Origin of the sequence: Serratia proteamaculans (genome assembly GCF_008830365.1) — a bacterium.
Lineage (GTDB): Bacteria > Pseudomonadota > Gammaproteobacteria > Enterobacterales > Enterobacteriaceae > Serratia > Serratia proteamaculans.
Genome location: NZ_WBKI01000006.1, coordinates 92,401 through 107,875, shown reverse-complemented (window position 1 = coordinate 107,875; position 15,475 = coordinate 92,401). Strand labels below are relative to the sequence as shown.

The window sequence follows — 15,475 nt, the reverse complement described above, 5'->3', positions numbered from 1 at the left end:
GCCTTGGCACTACAACGTGCGGCAAACGCACCAAATCTGTATTGATGCGACTCCCTGCCGCTGTAACAACCTGGAAATTTCTGCCACCGTACTGCCCGTCGTCACCACATCGTCCAGCAGGGCGACGTGTCGACCCGCCAAAGATTCATGGCAGCGAAATGCACCGCGTAGATTACGCCGCCGCATACGGGCCGGCAACCGTTGCTGTGGGGCTGTTTTACGCACCCGGCTCAGGGCGGCGGGGCGGTAGTCGCAGCCCAGCCAGTACGCCAGCGGCCGCGCCAGCAAATCGCTCTGGTTATAGCCGCGACGCCAGCAACGTTTAGCCTGTAAGGGTACTGCTAAAATCACATCGGGTCTGTTCAGATATTGCTCTCGATGCGCCCGTTGCCAGTTTAGCAAAATTAACCGTGCCAGCAGCGGTGCCAGTTCCGGCGCGTGCTGAAACTTGAATTTTTTGATCAGTTGGCGCAACGGGGCCTGGTAGTCGCTGACGAACACCAACGCCTGCCAGGGGGGCGGCTGTTGCAGGCAGCGGCCACAGGGCAATACCGTATCGCCGGCGGGCAGCCCGCAGCGGGGACAGCACAGCGGTTTGGCGGCCATTTGGCGCAGGCAGTAGCTGCAGATACCCTGACGACTAAGATGCAATGGTTGTCGGCATAGCCAACAGCGGCTGCAGATTGATAGCATAGCCGTCCTCCCTGACGGATGAGAATGAAAGGACAATAACGGATGACAGCGTTGTACTGGCAAACAATAGGTGAAGGCGATCGCGATCTTGTGCTGCTGCACGGCTGGGGACTGAATGCAGAAGTGTGGAGTTGCATGCTTGAGCGACTGACGCCGCATTTTCGCCTGCATTTGGTCGATTTGCCGGGCTATGGCCGCAGCCAGGGGTTTGCTGCCATGTCGCTCGAGAAAATGGCGGAAATCGTGTTGGATGCCGCGCCGGCCCAGGCATGGTGGCTAGGCTGGTCGCTCGGCGGGCTGGTGGCGAGTCAGATAGCGCTGATGCAACCGCTGCGGGTACGTGGGCTGATCACCGTGGCCTCTTCGCCCTGCTTTACGGCACAGGATGACTGGCCGGGGATCCGCCCAGAAGTACTGAGCGGTTTTCAGCATCAGTTGAGTCAGGATTTTCAGCGTACCGTAGAGCGTTTTCTGGCATTACAGACGCTGGGAACGGAAAGCGCACGGCAGGACGCCCGCCTGCTGAAATCGGTGGTGCTTAACCAGCCGACGCCGAGTGTTGAAGTCCTGAACGGTGGGCTTGAAATATTGCGGACTGCTGACTTGCGTCAAGCGTTGACGCAGTTGTCGCTGCCTTTGTTGCGGGTTTATGGTCATCTGGACGGATTAGTGCCGCGTAAGGTGGCCGGGTTACTCGACGTCAGTTGGCCACACTCGTCTTCAATCATCATTGCCAAAGCGGCCCATGCGCCATTTATTTCCCAGCCTGATGAATTCGCTGAAATTATCTGCACCTTTGTGGCCGAAAGTGGGATCCGCTGCCAAAACGCACAATAAAGCGTTAAAAAAAGAGCTGCTTAGTGGATAAAAAATAAACCTGTCCGATACTTAGGGGGGTAACTGCGTTGGCTGGGAAATGAAAAAACCGTTCACGGTTTTTTTACTTTGGCGTTTCGTCTCTGGGAAAACGGCTCTCGTCAGGGAAAGCAACGGGGTCAGAAGATGTCACGGCAGCCGGTATTATGGCGCACTTACCCTGGACAGTTTTCATAATAAATAAATTATCCATTGAGAGGTATTGTAATGAAATCTTTGAAAATGATTATTGCCGCGTTAGTTGTAGGTTCTGTGTCTTTCAGCACCCTGGCAGCGACCCTGCTGACTAAGGAAGATCTGGACAAGAATCCGGGTAAATACGAGAAAGTGGGTACAGTAACCACTACCGCACAAACCACGTCGCCAATGGATGCAAAAGAAGAGCTGTCCAAACTGGCTGATGAAAAAGGCGGGCAATACTACGTAATTCTGGCTGGCCGTGAGCACGGCAAGTTCAGTGCTATCGCTGACGTGTATAAAGACAAGCAATAACGATTGATTGAACAGGGGCGCGCCTGTGCCGCGCCCCGATCCTTATGACTTCAAACGATAGACCACCGTACTGCATCCCTGGCCCTCTGGGCAGCTTTTACAACTGCCACTCAGGCAGGCGCTGTTATCCTGCTCGATACGCTCCACTTTCCCCATCGCGATTAAACGCTCCAGCATGGCCTGCACTAACGGCAGCGGGGCCGCCAACTGACGGCTGAGTTGAAGCGCTTGCACGTTGCCGTGCAGCGCCAATGCATCACGGATCTGCAGCAGGCCGGCCATCAGTGACAGTCCCCCTTGGCACCCTGGCAACAGGTTGCTGGTGTAGCATTGCCCAGCCGCACCGTTACCCGGCTGCGTGCCCGACGCAGGCCGAACAGAATCAACAGATTGAACAGCACCACAATGGCGATTGCTGTCAGGCTGTACTGCGGATGCTGGCTGAAGGTGGCGACCTGATAAAACAGCGTGGCCAGGGAGTAAGCGACATTCAGCCCCCAGAGAATGGAGAAGGTCATCCAGCCGCGGCTGGATTCACGGGCGATAGCCCCCATGACCGAGACACAAGGGACGTAAAGCAACACGAAAATCAGGTAGCTGTAGGCGGAAACCCCGGAGCCGAATTTACTGCTCATCACGCCCATTGAGCCGACGTCCATTTCCCCATCGCCCTTGCTGGCCTCAATCGGGTTGGACAGCACGCTCAGGCTGAAGGTGTCTTTCAGCCCCTGCCAGGTGGTATTCAGTGCTCCGCCCAGTTCGTCCAGCAGGTTAAAGTTGGTGGCATCAAATTCGGTATTATTGATATGTTCGGCGGTGTACAGCGTGTTCAGTGTGCCGACTACCACTTCCTTCGCCATGGCGCCGGTTACCAGACCGACGGTGGCCTGCCAGTTATCATTGTGCACGCCCATCGGTTGCAGCAGCGGTGTCAGCACCTTGGACACCGACGCCAGTGCGGAATCATTGATGTTATCTACCGGTTTGCCGCTGAACGAAAAGCTGTTCAGGCCGCCAATGAAGATGCTGGCAATCACGATCACCTTACCGGCACGCAGGACGAAGCCTTTCAGTCGCTGCCAGGTTTGCAGCAGCAGGCTTTTCAGATGTGGCACGTGGTAGACCGGCAGTTCCATGACGAAGGGTGAGGCTTCGCCGCGCATGATGGTGTACTTCAGCACCAATCCGGTGAGGATCGCCACCACAATGCCGAGCATATACAAAGAGAACACCACGCCCGCCCCGTCCTGACCGAAGAAGGCGGCGGCAAAGACGGCGAAGATGGCCAACCGGGCACCGCACGACATGAAGGGGGCCATCATGATGGTAATCAGGCGTTCGCGTTGCGCATCCAGGGTGCGTGCGCCCATGATGGATGGCACGTTGCAGCCAAAGCCGACAATCAGCGGCACGAAAGATTTCCCGGGCAACCCGAGTGCCTGCATCAGGCGATCCATCACGAAGGCTGCCCGAGCCATGTAGCCCGAGTCTTCGAGGAACGACAGGAACAGGTACATCATGCCGATTTGCGGCACCAGTGGCAGCACGGTGTTGATACCGCCACCGACCCCCTGTGCCAGGAAAATAGTCAGCCATTCAGGGAAATGCAGGGTGTAACCCAGCCATTGAATGCCTTGTATAAAGATGGCCGCAGAACCGATATCGAAAATTGGCTGCAGCGCACCACCAAGGTTGATTGCCAGCAGGAACATCAGATACATCACCAGCAGGAAGATCGGCACTCCCAGCCAGCGGTTGAGGATCACTTTATCCAGGGCTTCGGTCAGGCGGTTTGGTATCGCCTGCTGCGAATTGCTGACGGCGTCACACAGAGTGGCGATCGACTGATAGCGCGCATCGGCGATGACTAATGCCGGGTCTTCCTGTTGCTGTTGTCGCAGTGCCTCTCTGGCTGCCGGCAGCAGGGCCGCCGCCGGGCCGGCTAGAGTATGGCTGTAGATATCGCCTTCCAGCATCTGCAGTGCCAGCCAGCGGCGCTGCTCACTTGGCAGGTTCTGTGGCATGGCATCGCTCAACGTGGTCATTTCTTTCAGCAGCACCGGCGGGTAGAGCACCAGCGCTTTCAATTCGTTGAACTGATGATTGTCGATCATCTGCTTGAGTACGCCAATACCATCGGCCTTGGTGGAGATCAGCGGTACCACCGGACAGCCGAGGCGTGCGGACAGGGCGGCGATATCAATATCAATTTTTTGACTTCTGGCGATATCCAGCATGTTCAGCGCGACGATGCAGGGAATGCCCAGCTCCAGCAGTTGCAGCGTCAGGTACAGGTTGCGTTCCAGGTTGGAAGCGTCGACCACGTTGATCAGCAGGTCGGCGTCGCCGCTCAGAATGTAGTGGCAGGCGATCTGCTCGTCGAGTGAGGTTTGCTCCGAGATGGTGGTCAGGGAGTAGGTGCCGGGCAGATCGACCAGTTTGACCTGGGATTGCGGCGTGGTGAACAGGCCTTCTTTACGCTCCACCGTCACGCCCGCCCAGTTACCGACCCGCTGGCGCGCCCCGGTCAGCTGGTTAAACAGCGTAGTCTTACCGGAATTAGGATTTCCTATTAAGCCAATAGTGAGTTTTTTCATAATGTTGCGTGATATCAGTCAAGGGAAATGGGGCCAGGCGATGCGCGAGGCCAAGGCAAGGCGACTCCGCGTCAGGATGGGTCGTCGAGCAGGATCAGGGCCAGATCTTTCCTGCGCAGCACCAGACTGACGCGGCGGGTTTTAATTTCTATGGGATCACCCAGTGGTGCGACGCGTACCACTTCAAACGACGAGCCCGGCAGCATGCCGAGTGATAACAGTTTCTGGCGGTAGGCTGGGCCGATTTCATTGGCGAAGCCGGCGATCTTATACGACCGTTTAGGCAGAAGATGCATGTAACCTTCCCTGAGCCCAGCTTATTGGGCCGATGATGATAAAAGAACGTTCCAAAGGAAGCGCCGCGGTAAATATGACGGGCTGCCGACGTTTTCAATCCATGAGGTAATGCAGTGAACACGCACAATAATAATAGTGAGAATCATTATCGTATTCAATACAAAAAATAGGGGTATTGGTAACCAAAAGTTGTGGCGAACACATTTAACCATCGAGACCGCCTGACAGGACTACTTTTATCACCCGGTTTGGCGGGGCGCAAATGCGAATGGTGAGTTAAATCAGTTACGTGATTGTAGTGATTTTTTCCAGTTTGAAAAAATTAGCGACAAATTCGGCAGCTTTGATCGGTTAGCACCCATATTGGTATTTATTTGGCAACATCTCGTCGACTGAATACGAGCGGTAACTATTTGTGTTTCTCTGGGAAATGGCGAAATGGGAACATGATGTTAATAACGGTGTTAATCGATGGCGATACAACGCTATTTTCAGACCTAAAACATGGGGGCGTTATAGCCGTTGGTAAGATTAGAGAAAAATACAGGTTTATTGAGGCGGGTCAAAAATCGCGGGGATATTTCGGCAGGAAAGGGCGGAGTGAACTCCGCCCTGCATCCCATTCGCCGGGTTAGGGTCTGATTAAGATTTTTTGCCGAATGCCGCCGCCAGCGCATCACCCATGGCGCTGTTACCCGCCGAGGTATTGTTGCCGCCACGCGGTTTGGCCTTATTGGCCGGTGCCCGGTTTGTATTGTCCTTGGCCGGGGCGGAATTGCTGCCACGGCGCGGCGAACCTTCCCCCGGTTGCTCGTCCAGACGCATGCTCAGCGCGATGCGTTTGCGCTGAAGGTCAACTTCCATCACCTTCACTTTGACGACGTCGCCGGCTTTCACCACGGTGTGTGGATCTTCGACAAACTTGTCCGCCAGCGAGGAGATATGTACCAGGCCGTCCTGATGCACGCCGATATCCACAAAGGCACCGAAGTTGGTCACGTTGGTCACCGAACCTTCCAGGATCATGCCCGGCTGCAGGTCATTGAGGGTTTCAACGCCTTCAGCGAAGGTGGCGGTTTTGAATTCAGGGCGCGGATCGCGGCCCGGTTTCTCCAGCTCCTTCAGGATGTCGGTCACCGTTGGCATGCCGAACTTCTCGTCGGTGAAATCGCTGGCCTTAAGGCTGCGCACCGCTACCGGGTTACCCATCAGATCCTGCAGTGCCTGGTGGGTGGCAGCCAGAATGCGTTCGACTACCGGGTAAGTTTCCGGGTGAACGGTCGAGGCATCCAGTGGGTTTTCGCCGTGGTTAATACGCAGGAAGCCGGCGCACTGCTCAAAGGCTTTTGGCCCCAGACGGCTGACTTTCAACAGCTGTTCACGGTTGCTGAAACGGCCGTTCTCATCACGCCAGGTGACGATATTCTGCGCCATCATGCGCGTCAGGCCAGCCACGCGGGCCAGCAGCGGCACTGAGGCGGTGTTCAGATCGACCCCAACGGCGTTCACGCAGTCTTCAACCACCGAATCCAGCTTTTTCGCCAGTTGGCTTTGGCTGACATCGTGTTGGTACTGACCGACACCGATGGATTTCGGATCGATTTTCACCAGCTCGGCCAGCGGATCCTGCAGGCGGCGGGCGATAGAGACGGCGCCACGCAGCGAGACGTCGAGGTTAGGGAATTCCAGTGCCGCCAGTTCGGAGGCGGAATACACCGAGGCACCGGCTTCGCTGACGATCACTTTCTGCGCTTTGACTTCGCCGAACTGCTGTTGCAAATCAAGGTAAAAACGCTCGGTCTCACGCGATGCGGTACCGTTGCCGATGGCGACCAGTTCCACTTTGTGTTTGATGCACAGTGCCGCGACGATGGCCGCGGCTTTGGCGGCCTGGCCGGTGTGCGGATAGACGGTGTCGGTGGCGACCAGTTTGCCGGTGGCATCCACCACCGCCACTTTCACCCCGGTACGCAAGCCCGGATCCAGCCCCATGGTTGCGCGCATGCCGGCCGGTGCGGCCATCATCAGATCGTGCATGTTGCGGGCGAAGACGTTGATTGCTTCATCTTCCGCACGTTCGCGCACGGTACTCATCAGTTCGGTTTCCAGATGCAGCAGCACCTTGATGCGCCAGGTCCAGTTGACCACGGCTTTGCGCCAGGCATCTGCCGGGGCGTTATTCAGGCGCAGATCGAGATGGCTGATGATGATCTGTTCCGCCTGACTTTCACGCGGAGCTTCTTCAAACTGTGGGTCGGCGTTCAGCGCCAGTTGCAGCACGCCTTCGTTGCGGCCACGGAACATGGCCAGCGCACGGTGTGAAGGCACCTGGGCAATAGGTTCATGGTGATCGAAGTAGTCGCGGAATTTCGCGCCGGCTTCTTCTTTGCCTTCCACCACTTTGGAGACCAGATGCGCATGCTTCCACAGGTAATTACGAACCTTGGCCAGCAGCGCAGCGTCTTCAGCGAAGCGCTCCATCAGGATGTAACGCGCCCCGTCGAGGGCGGCTTTCACGTCCGCCACGCCTTTGTCGGCGTCAACGTAGCCTTCGGCCAACGTTTCCGGCTGCTGCTGAGGATCCTGCCACAGGCTGTCCGCCAATGGGGCCAGACCGGCTTCGATGGCGATCTGTCCACGGGTACGACGCTTGGGTTTGTAAGGCAGGTAGAGGTCTTCGAGTTCGGTTTTGCTTTGCGTGGCGGTGATCGCCCCCGCCAGCTGTTCGGTCAGTTTGCCCTGCTCGTCGATCGATTTAAGGATGGTCTGACGGCGGTCTTCCAGTTCACGCAGATAACCCAGGCGGGTTTCCAGCTGGCGCAGTTGGGTATCGTCCAAACCCCCGGTGACTTCCTTACGATAGCGTGCAATAAAGGGCACGGTATTACCTTCATCCAGCAGACGGATGGCGGAGTCAACTTGCTCCGGCCGGGCCTGCAGTTCTGTTGCAATAATGCGGCTCAGTGGGTCATTCATAGGTCTGGTATCTGTTGATAATGGTGAGTAAACAGGGGGACAGTTATACGGATTGCGCGCGGAAAATGCCAGTGAAGCGGGCCGCCTCTCGGCAGCCATGGCACGTAAAGCGGCCTGTACTGCGGCGGCGGACGCCCGCTAGGAAAAAGCCGAAATCTTATAAGTTTGATTTTAGTCCGAGATACTCGGGCCTAGCGCACCGAGGGGCACTCTGGTGGGCAAGCCCGCTACGACCCCTTCGGCACGCTCTCCCTAATATAGACATGTCAGTCGTCAGTTCTATTTTACGTACTCGATCTCATTCACATACCACAGCGCATCTCCCGCCGGGGTGTTGACCGTGGCGGCATCACCCACTTCTTTTTTCAGCAGAGCGCGGGCCATCGGTGAATCGATGGAGATATAGTCCCGACGGCCAAAAATCTCGTCATAGCCGACGATGCGAAAGCGTTTAATCTCACCGTCTTCGTTTTCCACCTCTACCCAGGCACCAAAGAACACTTTACCTTCCTGCTGCGGCGAATGGTCGACGACCTTCAACTGCTCGAGGCATTTGGTCAGGTAGCGCACGCGGCGATCGATCTCCCGCAGCCGTTTCTTGTTGTACTGATAATCGGCATTTTCACTTCTGTCGCCAAGGCTGGCGGCCCAGGTCACTTTTTTGGTGACCTCTGGCCGATCTTCCCGCCAGAGGTAATCCAGCTCTTGTTTAAGTTTGTCGTACCCTTCACGGGTGATCAGCGGTGTTCTCATACAAGCTTGTTACCGTGGCAATAGTGGAACCTATAGCGCGAAGTGTACGACAGATACGGGGCCAGAGGCATCGAAAATAGGGTTTGTCAGGGTGTGCTGTCGGCTATCGTGACCGACATCGCACCGATGCGCTCGATGCTGACCTCGATACGGTCACCGGCCTGTATCGGCGAGACGCCGGACGGCGTACCGGTATAAATTACATCGCCCGGCCACAGGGTAAACATCGTCGAGGCATAGGCAATCAGGCGCTGTACGTTATAAATCAGGTGGCGGGTGTTGGAGTGCTGCCTGAGTTGGCCATTCACCCGAATACTGAGATCCAACGCGTTCGGATCGCCGATTTCGTCAGGGGTGACAATCCACGGGCCCAACACCGAAAACCCATCGGCCGACTTCCGGAAAGAGGGAAATTCCGAACCGCGGACGGTCATGTCTATGCCGATAGCTGAGCCATGAAGGCAGCGCAAAGATATCTTTCGGTTTTAACCGGAAGTGGATCCCTCCTGTCAGCCGTATTTCCAGCCCCCCCTCCATCACCACCAGTACCTGGCTGGCATTGCCAGGCTGATAAAGACTGGTAAACCCCTTGGGCAGCAGCGTGATGACGGTGCCGAGGGTCGGAATGGCCCAATCGGTTGGCCGGGTTTATGTAACGCAGACTGATGGCATGAACGTGCTCATCATGATCGCGGCAATCAATGGCTACGGGGGAAATACGCGGCTTGTTCCAACGCGATGATGAAAATACCGCTGATGAATGCGCGGCAGAACATTAGGTGCATTGTCACTCCCGGCTTAGACTGACGGTACGATAGCCGGAGTCAGGGTTAATCAGCTTATAAATACGTCGTTAATTTGAGCGACAGTCCCCTGCAGCCCGCGACGATGATGTCATTTTGCCGAGTGGCTGAGGGCGCTTTTTCCGGCGAAACGAGACAATATCGAGTGGATTAATTGGCTTGTTGAATGAAAGATATTGATAACTCGGTAAAAGAATAAGCTTTGTAACAATTTAGACTAGAATATATACCAATAATCGCTGTCCGAATTGGCATGGTTTTTTAACAATATTCACGTCAGGCAATACAGCCTTTGGGAGTAATACAATGCAAGAGAATCATAAGATTCTGGTCGTCGATGATGACATGCGCTTGCGCGCGCTTTTAGAGCGTTATTTAACCGAACAGGGTTTTCAGGTTCGCAGCGTGGCTAACGCTGAGCAAATGGATCGCTTGCTGACACGTGAATCCTTCCACCTGATGGTGCTGGATCTGATGTTGCCGGGCGAAGATGGGCTTTCTATCTGTCGCCGTCTGCGTAGCCAAAGCAACCCAATGCCGATCATCATGGTGACCGCCAAAGGTGAAGAAGTCGATCGTATCGTCGGCCTGGAAATCGGCGCTGATGATTACATCCCAAAACCGTTCAACCCGCGTGAACTGCTGGCCCGTATCCGTGCGGTATTGCGCCGCCAGGCCAATGAACTGCCGGGCGCCCCTTCGCAAGAAGAGGCGGTGATTGCCTTTGGTAAATTCAAACTGAACCTGGGTACCCGTGAAATGTTCCGCGAAGACGAGCCTATGCCGTTAACCAGCGGTGAGTTCGCGGTACTGAAGGCGTTGGTGAGCCATCCGCGTGAACCGCTTTCGCGTGACAAGCTGATGAACCTGGCTCGCGGCCGTGAATACAGTGCAATGGAACGTTCCATCGACGTGCAGATCTCTCGTCTGCGCCGTATGGTTGAGGAAGATCCTGCGCATCCACGTTATATCCAGACCGTTTGGGGTCTTGGCTACGTCTTCGTCCCGGACGGCAGCAAGGCATGAGACGATTGCGCTTTTCACCGCGTAGCTCGTTTGCCCGAACCCTGCTATTGATCGTCACCTTGCTGTTCGTCAGCCTGGTGACGACCTATCTGGTGGTGCTGAACTTCGCCATCCTGCCCAGTTTGCAGCAGTTCAACAAGGTATTGGCCTACGAAGTTCGTATGCTGATGACCGATAAGCTGCAACTGGAGGATGGTACCTTGCTGGAGGTGCCGCCAGCGTTCCGTCGTGAAATCTATCGCGAACTGGGGATTTCTCTCTATACCAATTCGGCGGCGGAGGAGAGCGGTCTGCGCTGGGCGCAGCACTATCAATTCCTCAGCCAGCAAATGGCTCAGCAGCTTGGTGGGCCCACCGACGTCCGGGTGGAAGTGAACAAAAACTCACCGGTGGTGTGGCTGAAAACCTGGCTGCAGCCGGATATCTGGGTGCGCGTTCCGCTGACTGAGATTCACCAGGGCGATTTCTCGCCGCTGTTCCGTTATACCCTGGCAATTATGCTGTTGGCGATAGGCGGTGCCTGGCTGTTTATTCGTATCCAAAACCGCCCACTGGTGGAGCTGGAGCATGCAGCTCTGCAGGTCGGCAAGGGCATCATTCCGCCGCCGTTGCGTGAATACGGCGCATCCGAAGTGCGTTCGGTAACACGGGCCTTTAATCAGATGGCATCGGGCGTTAAGCAACTGGCGGATGACCGCACGCTGCTGATGGCCGGCGTCAGCCACGACCTGCGTACACCGCTGACGCGCATCCGTCTGGCAACCGAGATGATGAGTGCCGAAGACGGCTATCTGGCAGAGTCGATCAATAAAGACATTGAAGAGTGCAACGCCATCATTGAGCAGTTTATTGACTATCTGCGCACCGGCCAGGAGATGCAGACCGAGTTAAGCGATCTGAATGGCATTCTGGGTGAGGTGGTCGCGGCCGAGAGTGGCTATGAGCGGGTTATCGAAACCGCCATGGCACCGGGTGAACTGATGATGAATGTGCATCCGCTGTCGATCAAGCGTGCGGCGGCGAATATGGTGGTGAATGCGGCACGTTACGGCAACGGCTGGATCAAAGTCAGTAGTGGGCGTGAGCTGCAGCGCGGCTGGTTCCAGGTGGAAGACGACGGCCCGGGCATTAAACCGGAAGAGTTGAAACATCTGCTGCAGCCGTTTGTCCGTGGCGACAGCGCACGTAGCACCAGCGGAACCGGGCTTGGCCTGGCTATCGTACAACGTATTATCGATGGTCATCACGGCGCTTTGGATATTGGCACCAGCGAACGCGGCGGGTTGTTGATCAGGGCTTATATTCCGTTGCCGATGGAGAAGAAAGAGTCTGCCAACGGAAATCAGACTGTGAAAGATAACGCCTGATCCCCTGACAGTGAGGCTACCCTGTCAGGGTTTTCTGCTCATGACGTAATATTCCGCCGCTTCTTCATGCAGACGCCGACCGGTGCTGGCTTGCCAGGGGTCGATTAATTCAATTCCGCAATGGATAAAGTCTTTGGTATTACGCGTGGCCAGGGCGGCACCGTAATGCAGGCAGGTGGCGGCGATTTGGGTGTCCGCCATGCTCATTAGCCGGCCCTGACGCTGATTTTTCCCCATAAGTTCCGCGTATTGCAGTGCGCAAAGTGTATCAAATGGCAGAATTTGCTCATCAAATCTTATCTGCACCGCCTCCGCCAGCTTATGTTTGAATTCGCGCTGCCGTTTACCTTCAGGTATACAGGTAACCCCACTGAACAGCTCGGCGAGAACTATCGCACTTAGATAAAGCTCATCGTTGTCTTTTTCATTCAGCCATGTGAGGACGTTGTAGTGCGGATTGAGGCGCAACGTTTCTGAAACTACATTGGTATCGAGAATAATCATACCTGGTCGTCGTCGTCGTCAAAGGTGACAATGCGCGGAGGTGTTTTATCACGCGGCGGGATCTCCAGTTCAACGCCACCCAACTCGGCAAAATGTTGATGCATCCAGGTCCCTAACCCATAGCGTGGTTGTTTTTTCAATAAGGCCTGTTTCAAAATCATACGAGCTTCCTCCTCCATGGAATGGCCATTTTTCGCTGCCGAAACGCGCAGCAACTCTTTTACTTCGTCGTCCAGATTCCTGACGGTTATGGTAGCCATTGAAACCTCCTTTGCTATCAATGATTGCACTGCATTATCATCCCTTTGCGTTGATTAAATAACAACCGATAAAAATAAAAAAAGGCGTGGGATCCACGCCTTGGCTGAAGCTGTAAAAAGAAGGTTTTACAGTTTTGGACCGGCGCTGACCAGCGCGGCACCTGCCGGTGTATCGGTGTATTTGTCAAAGTTGGTGACAAAACGCTCGGCCAGATCCTGTGCCTTCTCTTGCCATTGCTCAATGCTGGCGTAAGTAGCACGTGGATCCAGGATATCCGGGTTAACGCCCGGCAGTGAGGTTGGCATCGCCAAATCGAAGATCGGCAGAGTAATGGTTTCTGCCTTATCGATTTCACCGCTGAGGATCGCGTCGATAATGCCGCGGGTATCCTTGATCGAGATACGTTTGCCGGTGCCGTTCCAGCCGGTATTCACCAGATAGGCTTGCGCGCCGGCGGCTTGCATGCGTTTCACCAGCACTTCGGCGTACTGAGTTGGGTGCAGCGACAGGAAGGCTGCGCCGAAGCAGGCGGAGAAGGTTGGCGTTGGCTCGGTCACACCGCGCTCGGTACCGGCCAGTTTGGCGGTAAAGCCAGACAGGAAGTGGTACTGGGTCTGGTTAGCGGTCAGGCGAGATACCGGTGGCAGTACGCCGAAGGCGTCTGCGGTCAGGAAGATCACCTTGGTGGCGTGGCCCGCTTTGGATACCGGCTTCACGATATTCTGGATGTGATAGATCGGGTAGGAAACGCGGGTGTTCTCGGTTTTCGAACCGTCGTTGAAATCTATCGTGCCGTCAGCCAGCACGGTGACGTTTTCCAGCAGCGCGTCGCGTTTGATCGCATGATAGATATCCGGCTCGGCTTCTTCAGACAGCTTGATGGTTTTGGCGTAGCAGCCACCTTCGAAGTTAAACACGCCGTCGTCGTCCCAACCGTGCTCGTCATCGCCAATCAGCTGGCGTTTTGGATCGGTGGACAGGGTGGTTTTGCCGGTGCCGGACAGGCCGAAGAATACCGCCACGTCGCCTTTCTCGCCCACGTTGGCCGAGCAGTGCATTGAGGCGATGCCTTTCAGCGGTAGCAGGTAGTTCATGATGGAGAACATACCCTTTTTCATTTCGCCGCCGTACCAGGTGCCGCCAATCAGCTGCATGCGCTCGGTCAGGTTGAAAGCGACAAAGTTTTCCGAGTTCAGGCCCTGTTGCTGCCAGTTCGGGTTGGTGCATTTGGCACCGTTCATGACGACGAAGTCCGGTTCGAAATCCAGCAGCTCTTCGTCGGTCGGGCGAATGAACATGTTTTTAACAAAGTGCGCCTGCCAGGCGACCTCGGTAATAAAGCGGACTTTCAGGCGGGAGTCGGCGTTGGCACCACAGAAGGTATCTACCACAAACAGGCGTTTGCCGGAGAGTTGCGTGGTGACCAGCTGTTTCAGGTCTGCCCAGATTTCCGGGCTGAGGGGTTTGTTGTCGTTTTTGCCTTTACCCTGATCGGCCCACCAGACGGTGTCGCGGGTGATGTCGTCACGGACGATATATTTATCTTTCGGGGAACGGCCGGTAAAAATACCGGTGTCGACGGATACAGCACCCAGCTTGGTTACGACCCCACGCTCAAAACCTTCCAGAGATGGGTCTGTTTCTTCCTTAAACAGCAAGTCATAACTTGGGTTGTGAACGATTTCGCCGACGTTATGAATCCCATAAGCGGCCAGATCCTGAGGGGTTATACCTTTAACACGCATGTCACTACTCCTTGGTCACAGAATTTCTGGCGCCAATTGTAGGGATTCAGCAGCGAGTAACCGCGATAGGTATCAAATATTTAACGTTTTAGTCGGTTTTTCGTTACGAACTGAGAGATAGCACACGGAAAAAAGCAAACGTGCAAACGGAGTAAACAGGCAGGCGCAAGGCGCGCCCGCCGATATGGGGTGCTACTTAGTGCAACTGCTCACTTTCGTCGGTGTTACCAGTGTACAAGGCGGCAACATCCACGGCGTCAAACACATAGTGATTGCCGCAGTAATCGCAGTGCATATCAATATTGCCATCCTGTTCGAGCATCTGGGCCACTTCTTCCGCCGGCAGGGTAATCAGCGCATCAGCGCAACGCTGGCGTGAACAGGTGCAACGGAAGATCACGTCTTGCGGTTCATACAGGGTGACTTCTTCCTGGTGGTACAGGCGATACAGCACTTCGTTGGCCGGCAGGCCGAACAGCTCTTCGCTTTTCACCGTGTTGGTCAGTTGCACCAGATGATCGAAATCATCGGCGTTACCGTCCTGCGCCGGCAGGACCTGCAGCAGCATGCCGCCCGCAGCCGGTTGGCCTTCAGACTCACCGGTACGGATGAACAGGCGGGTTGGCAACTGCTCGGACTGGCGGAAGTAAGCCTCGAGGCACTCGGCCAGCGTTTCGCCTTCCAGTGCTACCACGCCTTGATAGCGCTCGCCTTCAGAGGGGGCGATGGTGATCACCATGACGCCATTGCCGATCATCTGATGCAGCGTGCTGTCATCAGCGATTTCGCTCTGTACGCGCGCCACGCCACGCATTTCCTGGCGGTTGTTGCCGTTAATCACCGCCAGCTTCAGCGGACCGTCGCCCTGCAACTGCACGGTGATGTCGCCGTCGAACTTCAACGTTGCGGTCAGCAGGCTGGTGGCAACCAGCAGTTCACCCAGCAATTTCTTGACCGGTGCCGGATAGTCGTGGTTGTTCAGAACCTGCTGATAGGTTTCGCTGACGGTAACCAGCTCACCGCGCACCGCGTAGTTTTCAAACAGGTAACGGTGTAATTGGTCATGGTTAGACATAGTTTTCTCT

15 protein-coding genes are annotated in these 15,475 nt (G+C 55.5%); 4 read left to right on the top strand and 11 right to left on the bottom strand.

Annotation, left to right across the window (positions count from 1 at the left end; all coding sequences use genetic code 11):
• Window positions 1-9: 9 nt before the first annotated feature.
• Window positions 10-693, bottom strand: coding sequence for a DNA utilization protein GntX (gene gntX / locus F8R23_RS19495; RefSeq protein ID WP_129939102.1), 684 nt, complete (start codon window positions 691-693; stop codon window positions 10-12).
• 42 nt (window positions 694-735) lie between these two features.
• Here gntX and bioH point away from each other — a divergent pair, with 42 nt between their 5' ends.
• Window positions 736-1,530 carry a pimeloyl-ACP methyl ester esterase BioH gene (bioH, locus tag F8R23_RS19490; protein WP_151415908.1) on the top strand — a complete coding sequence of 265 codons (795 nt, stop codon included), beginning with the start codon at window positions 736-738 and terminating at the stop codon, window positions 1,528-1,530.
• A 246-nt stretch (window positions 1,531-1,776) separates the two neighbouring features.
• Window positions 1,777-2,061: a YdgH/BhsA/McbA-like domain containing protein gene (locus F8R23_RS19485; protein WP_099063494.1), complete on the top strand. Its 285-nt coding sequence runs from the start codon at window positions 1,777-1,779 to the stop codon at window positions 2,059-2,061.
• A 42-nt stretch (window positions 2,062-2,103) separates the two neighbouring features.
• On the opposite strand, the gene F8R23_RS19480 is transcribed toward F8R23_RS19485, so the two are convergent.
• The 6 genes from F8R23_RS19480 to F8R23_RS19455 form a co-directional block, all read right to left on the bottom strand.
• Complete coding sequence (locus tag F8R23_RS19480; RefSeq protein WP_112349132.1) at window positions 2,104-2,343, bottom strand: FeoC-like transcriptional regulator; 240 nt, start codon at window positions 2,341-2,343, stop codon at window positions 2,104-2,106.
• Complete coding sequence (gene feoB / locus F8R23_RS19475) at window positions 2,343-4,658, bottom strand: Fe(2+) transporter permease subunit FeoB (RefSeq protein ID WP_129936967.1); 2,316 nt, start codon at window positions 4,656-4,658, stop codon at window positions 2,343-2,345. The genes F8R23_RS19480 and feoB overlap by 1 nt, the downstream gene beginning before the upstream one ends.
• A gap of 71 nt (window positions 4,659-4,729) precedes the next feature.
• A complete protein-coding gene (gene feoA / locus F8R23_RS19470; RefSeq protein ID WP_085119832.1) occupies window positions 4,730-4,954 on the bottom strand; it encodes a ferrous iron transporter A in 225 nt (74 codons plus the stop codon).
• Between the two features lie 643 nt (window positions 4,955-5,597).
• Complete coding sequence (locus F8R23_RS19465; protein WP_112349130.1) at window positions 5,598-7,931, bottom strand: Tex family protein; 2,334 nt, start codon at window positions 7,929-7,931, stop codon at window positions 5,598-5,600.
• Window positions 7,932-8,210: 279 nt separating this feature from the next.
• Entirely contained in the window at window positions 8,211-8,684 is a 474-nt protein-coding gene (gene greB / locus F8R23_RS19460) for a transcription elongation factor GreB (protein ID WP_099063498.1), read from the bottom strand.
• An 86-nt stretch (window positions 8,685-8,770) separates the two neighbouring features.
• Window positions 8,771-9,118: a fumarylacetoacetate hydrolase family protein gene (locus F8R23_RS19455; protein WP_232810957.1), complete on the bottom strand. Its 348-nt coding sequence runs from the start codon at window positions 9,116-9,118 to the stop codon at window positions 8,771-8,773.
• Between the two features lie 675 nt (window positions 9,119-9,793).
• Between F8R23_RS19455 and ompR the strand changes: the two genes are divergently transcribed.
• Together ompR and envZ are read left to right on the top strand one after the other, a co-directional pair.
• Window positions 9,794-10,513, top strand: coding sequence for an osmolarity response regulator transcription factor OmpR (gene ompR / locus F8R23_RS19440; RefSeq protein WP_004709363.1), 720 nt, complete (start codon window positions 9,794-9,796; stop codon window positions 10,511-10,513).
• Window positions 10,510-11,880, top strand: coding sequence for a two-component system sensor histidine kinase EnvZ (gene envZ / locus F8R23_RS19435; protein WP_112349128.1), 1,371 nt, complete (start codon window positions 10,510-10,512; stop codon window positions 11,878-11,880). Before ompR ends, envZ begins: the two co-directional genes overlap by 4 nt.
• A 24-nt stretch (window positions 11,881-11,904) precedes the next feature.
• Here envZ and F8R23_RS19430 read toward each other — a convergent pair whose 3' ends face one another.
• The 4 genes from F8R23_RS19430 to hslO form a co-directional block, all read right to left on the bottom strand.
• A complete protein-coding gene (locus F8R23_RS19430) occupies window positions 11,905-12,384 on the bottom strand; it encodes a type II toxin-antitoxin system VapC family toxin (RefSeq protein WP_129936966.1) in 480 nt (159 codons plus the stop codon).
• Window positions 12,381-12,644, bottom strand: a complete 264-nt coding sequence (locus tag F8R23_RS19425; RefSeq protein ID WP_112349126.1) for a FitA-like ribbon-helix-helix domain-containing protein — start codon at window positions 12,642-12,644, stop codon at window positions 12,381-12,383. Before F8R23_RS19425 ends, F8R23_RS19430 begins: the two co-directional genes overlap by 4 nt.
• A 126-nt stretch (window positions 12,645-12,770) precedes the next feature.
• Window positions 12,771-14,390 carry a phosphoenolpyruvate carboxykinase (ATP) gene (pckA, locus tag F8R23_RS19420; RefSeq protein WP_112349125.1) on the bottom strand — a complete coding sequence of 540 codons (1,620 nt, stop codon included), beginning with the start codon at window positions 14,388-14,390 and terminating at the stop codon, window positions 12,771-12,773.
• Window positions 14,391-14,586: 196 nt separating this feature from the next.
• Window positions 14,587-15,465, bottom strand: coding sequence for an Hsp33 family molecular chaperone HslO (gene hslO, locus F8R23_RS19415; protein WP_085119821.1), 879 nt, complete (start codon window positions 15,463-15,465; stop codon window positions 14,587-14,589).
• Window positions 15,466-15,475: the final 10 nt, after the last annotated feature.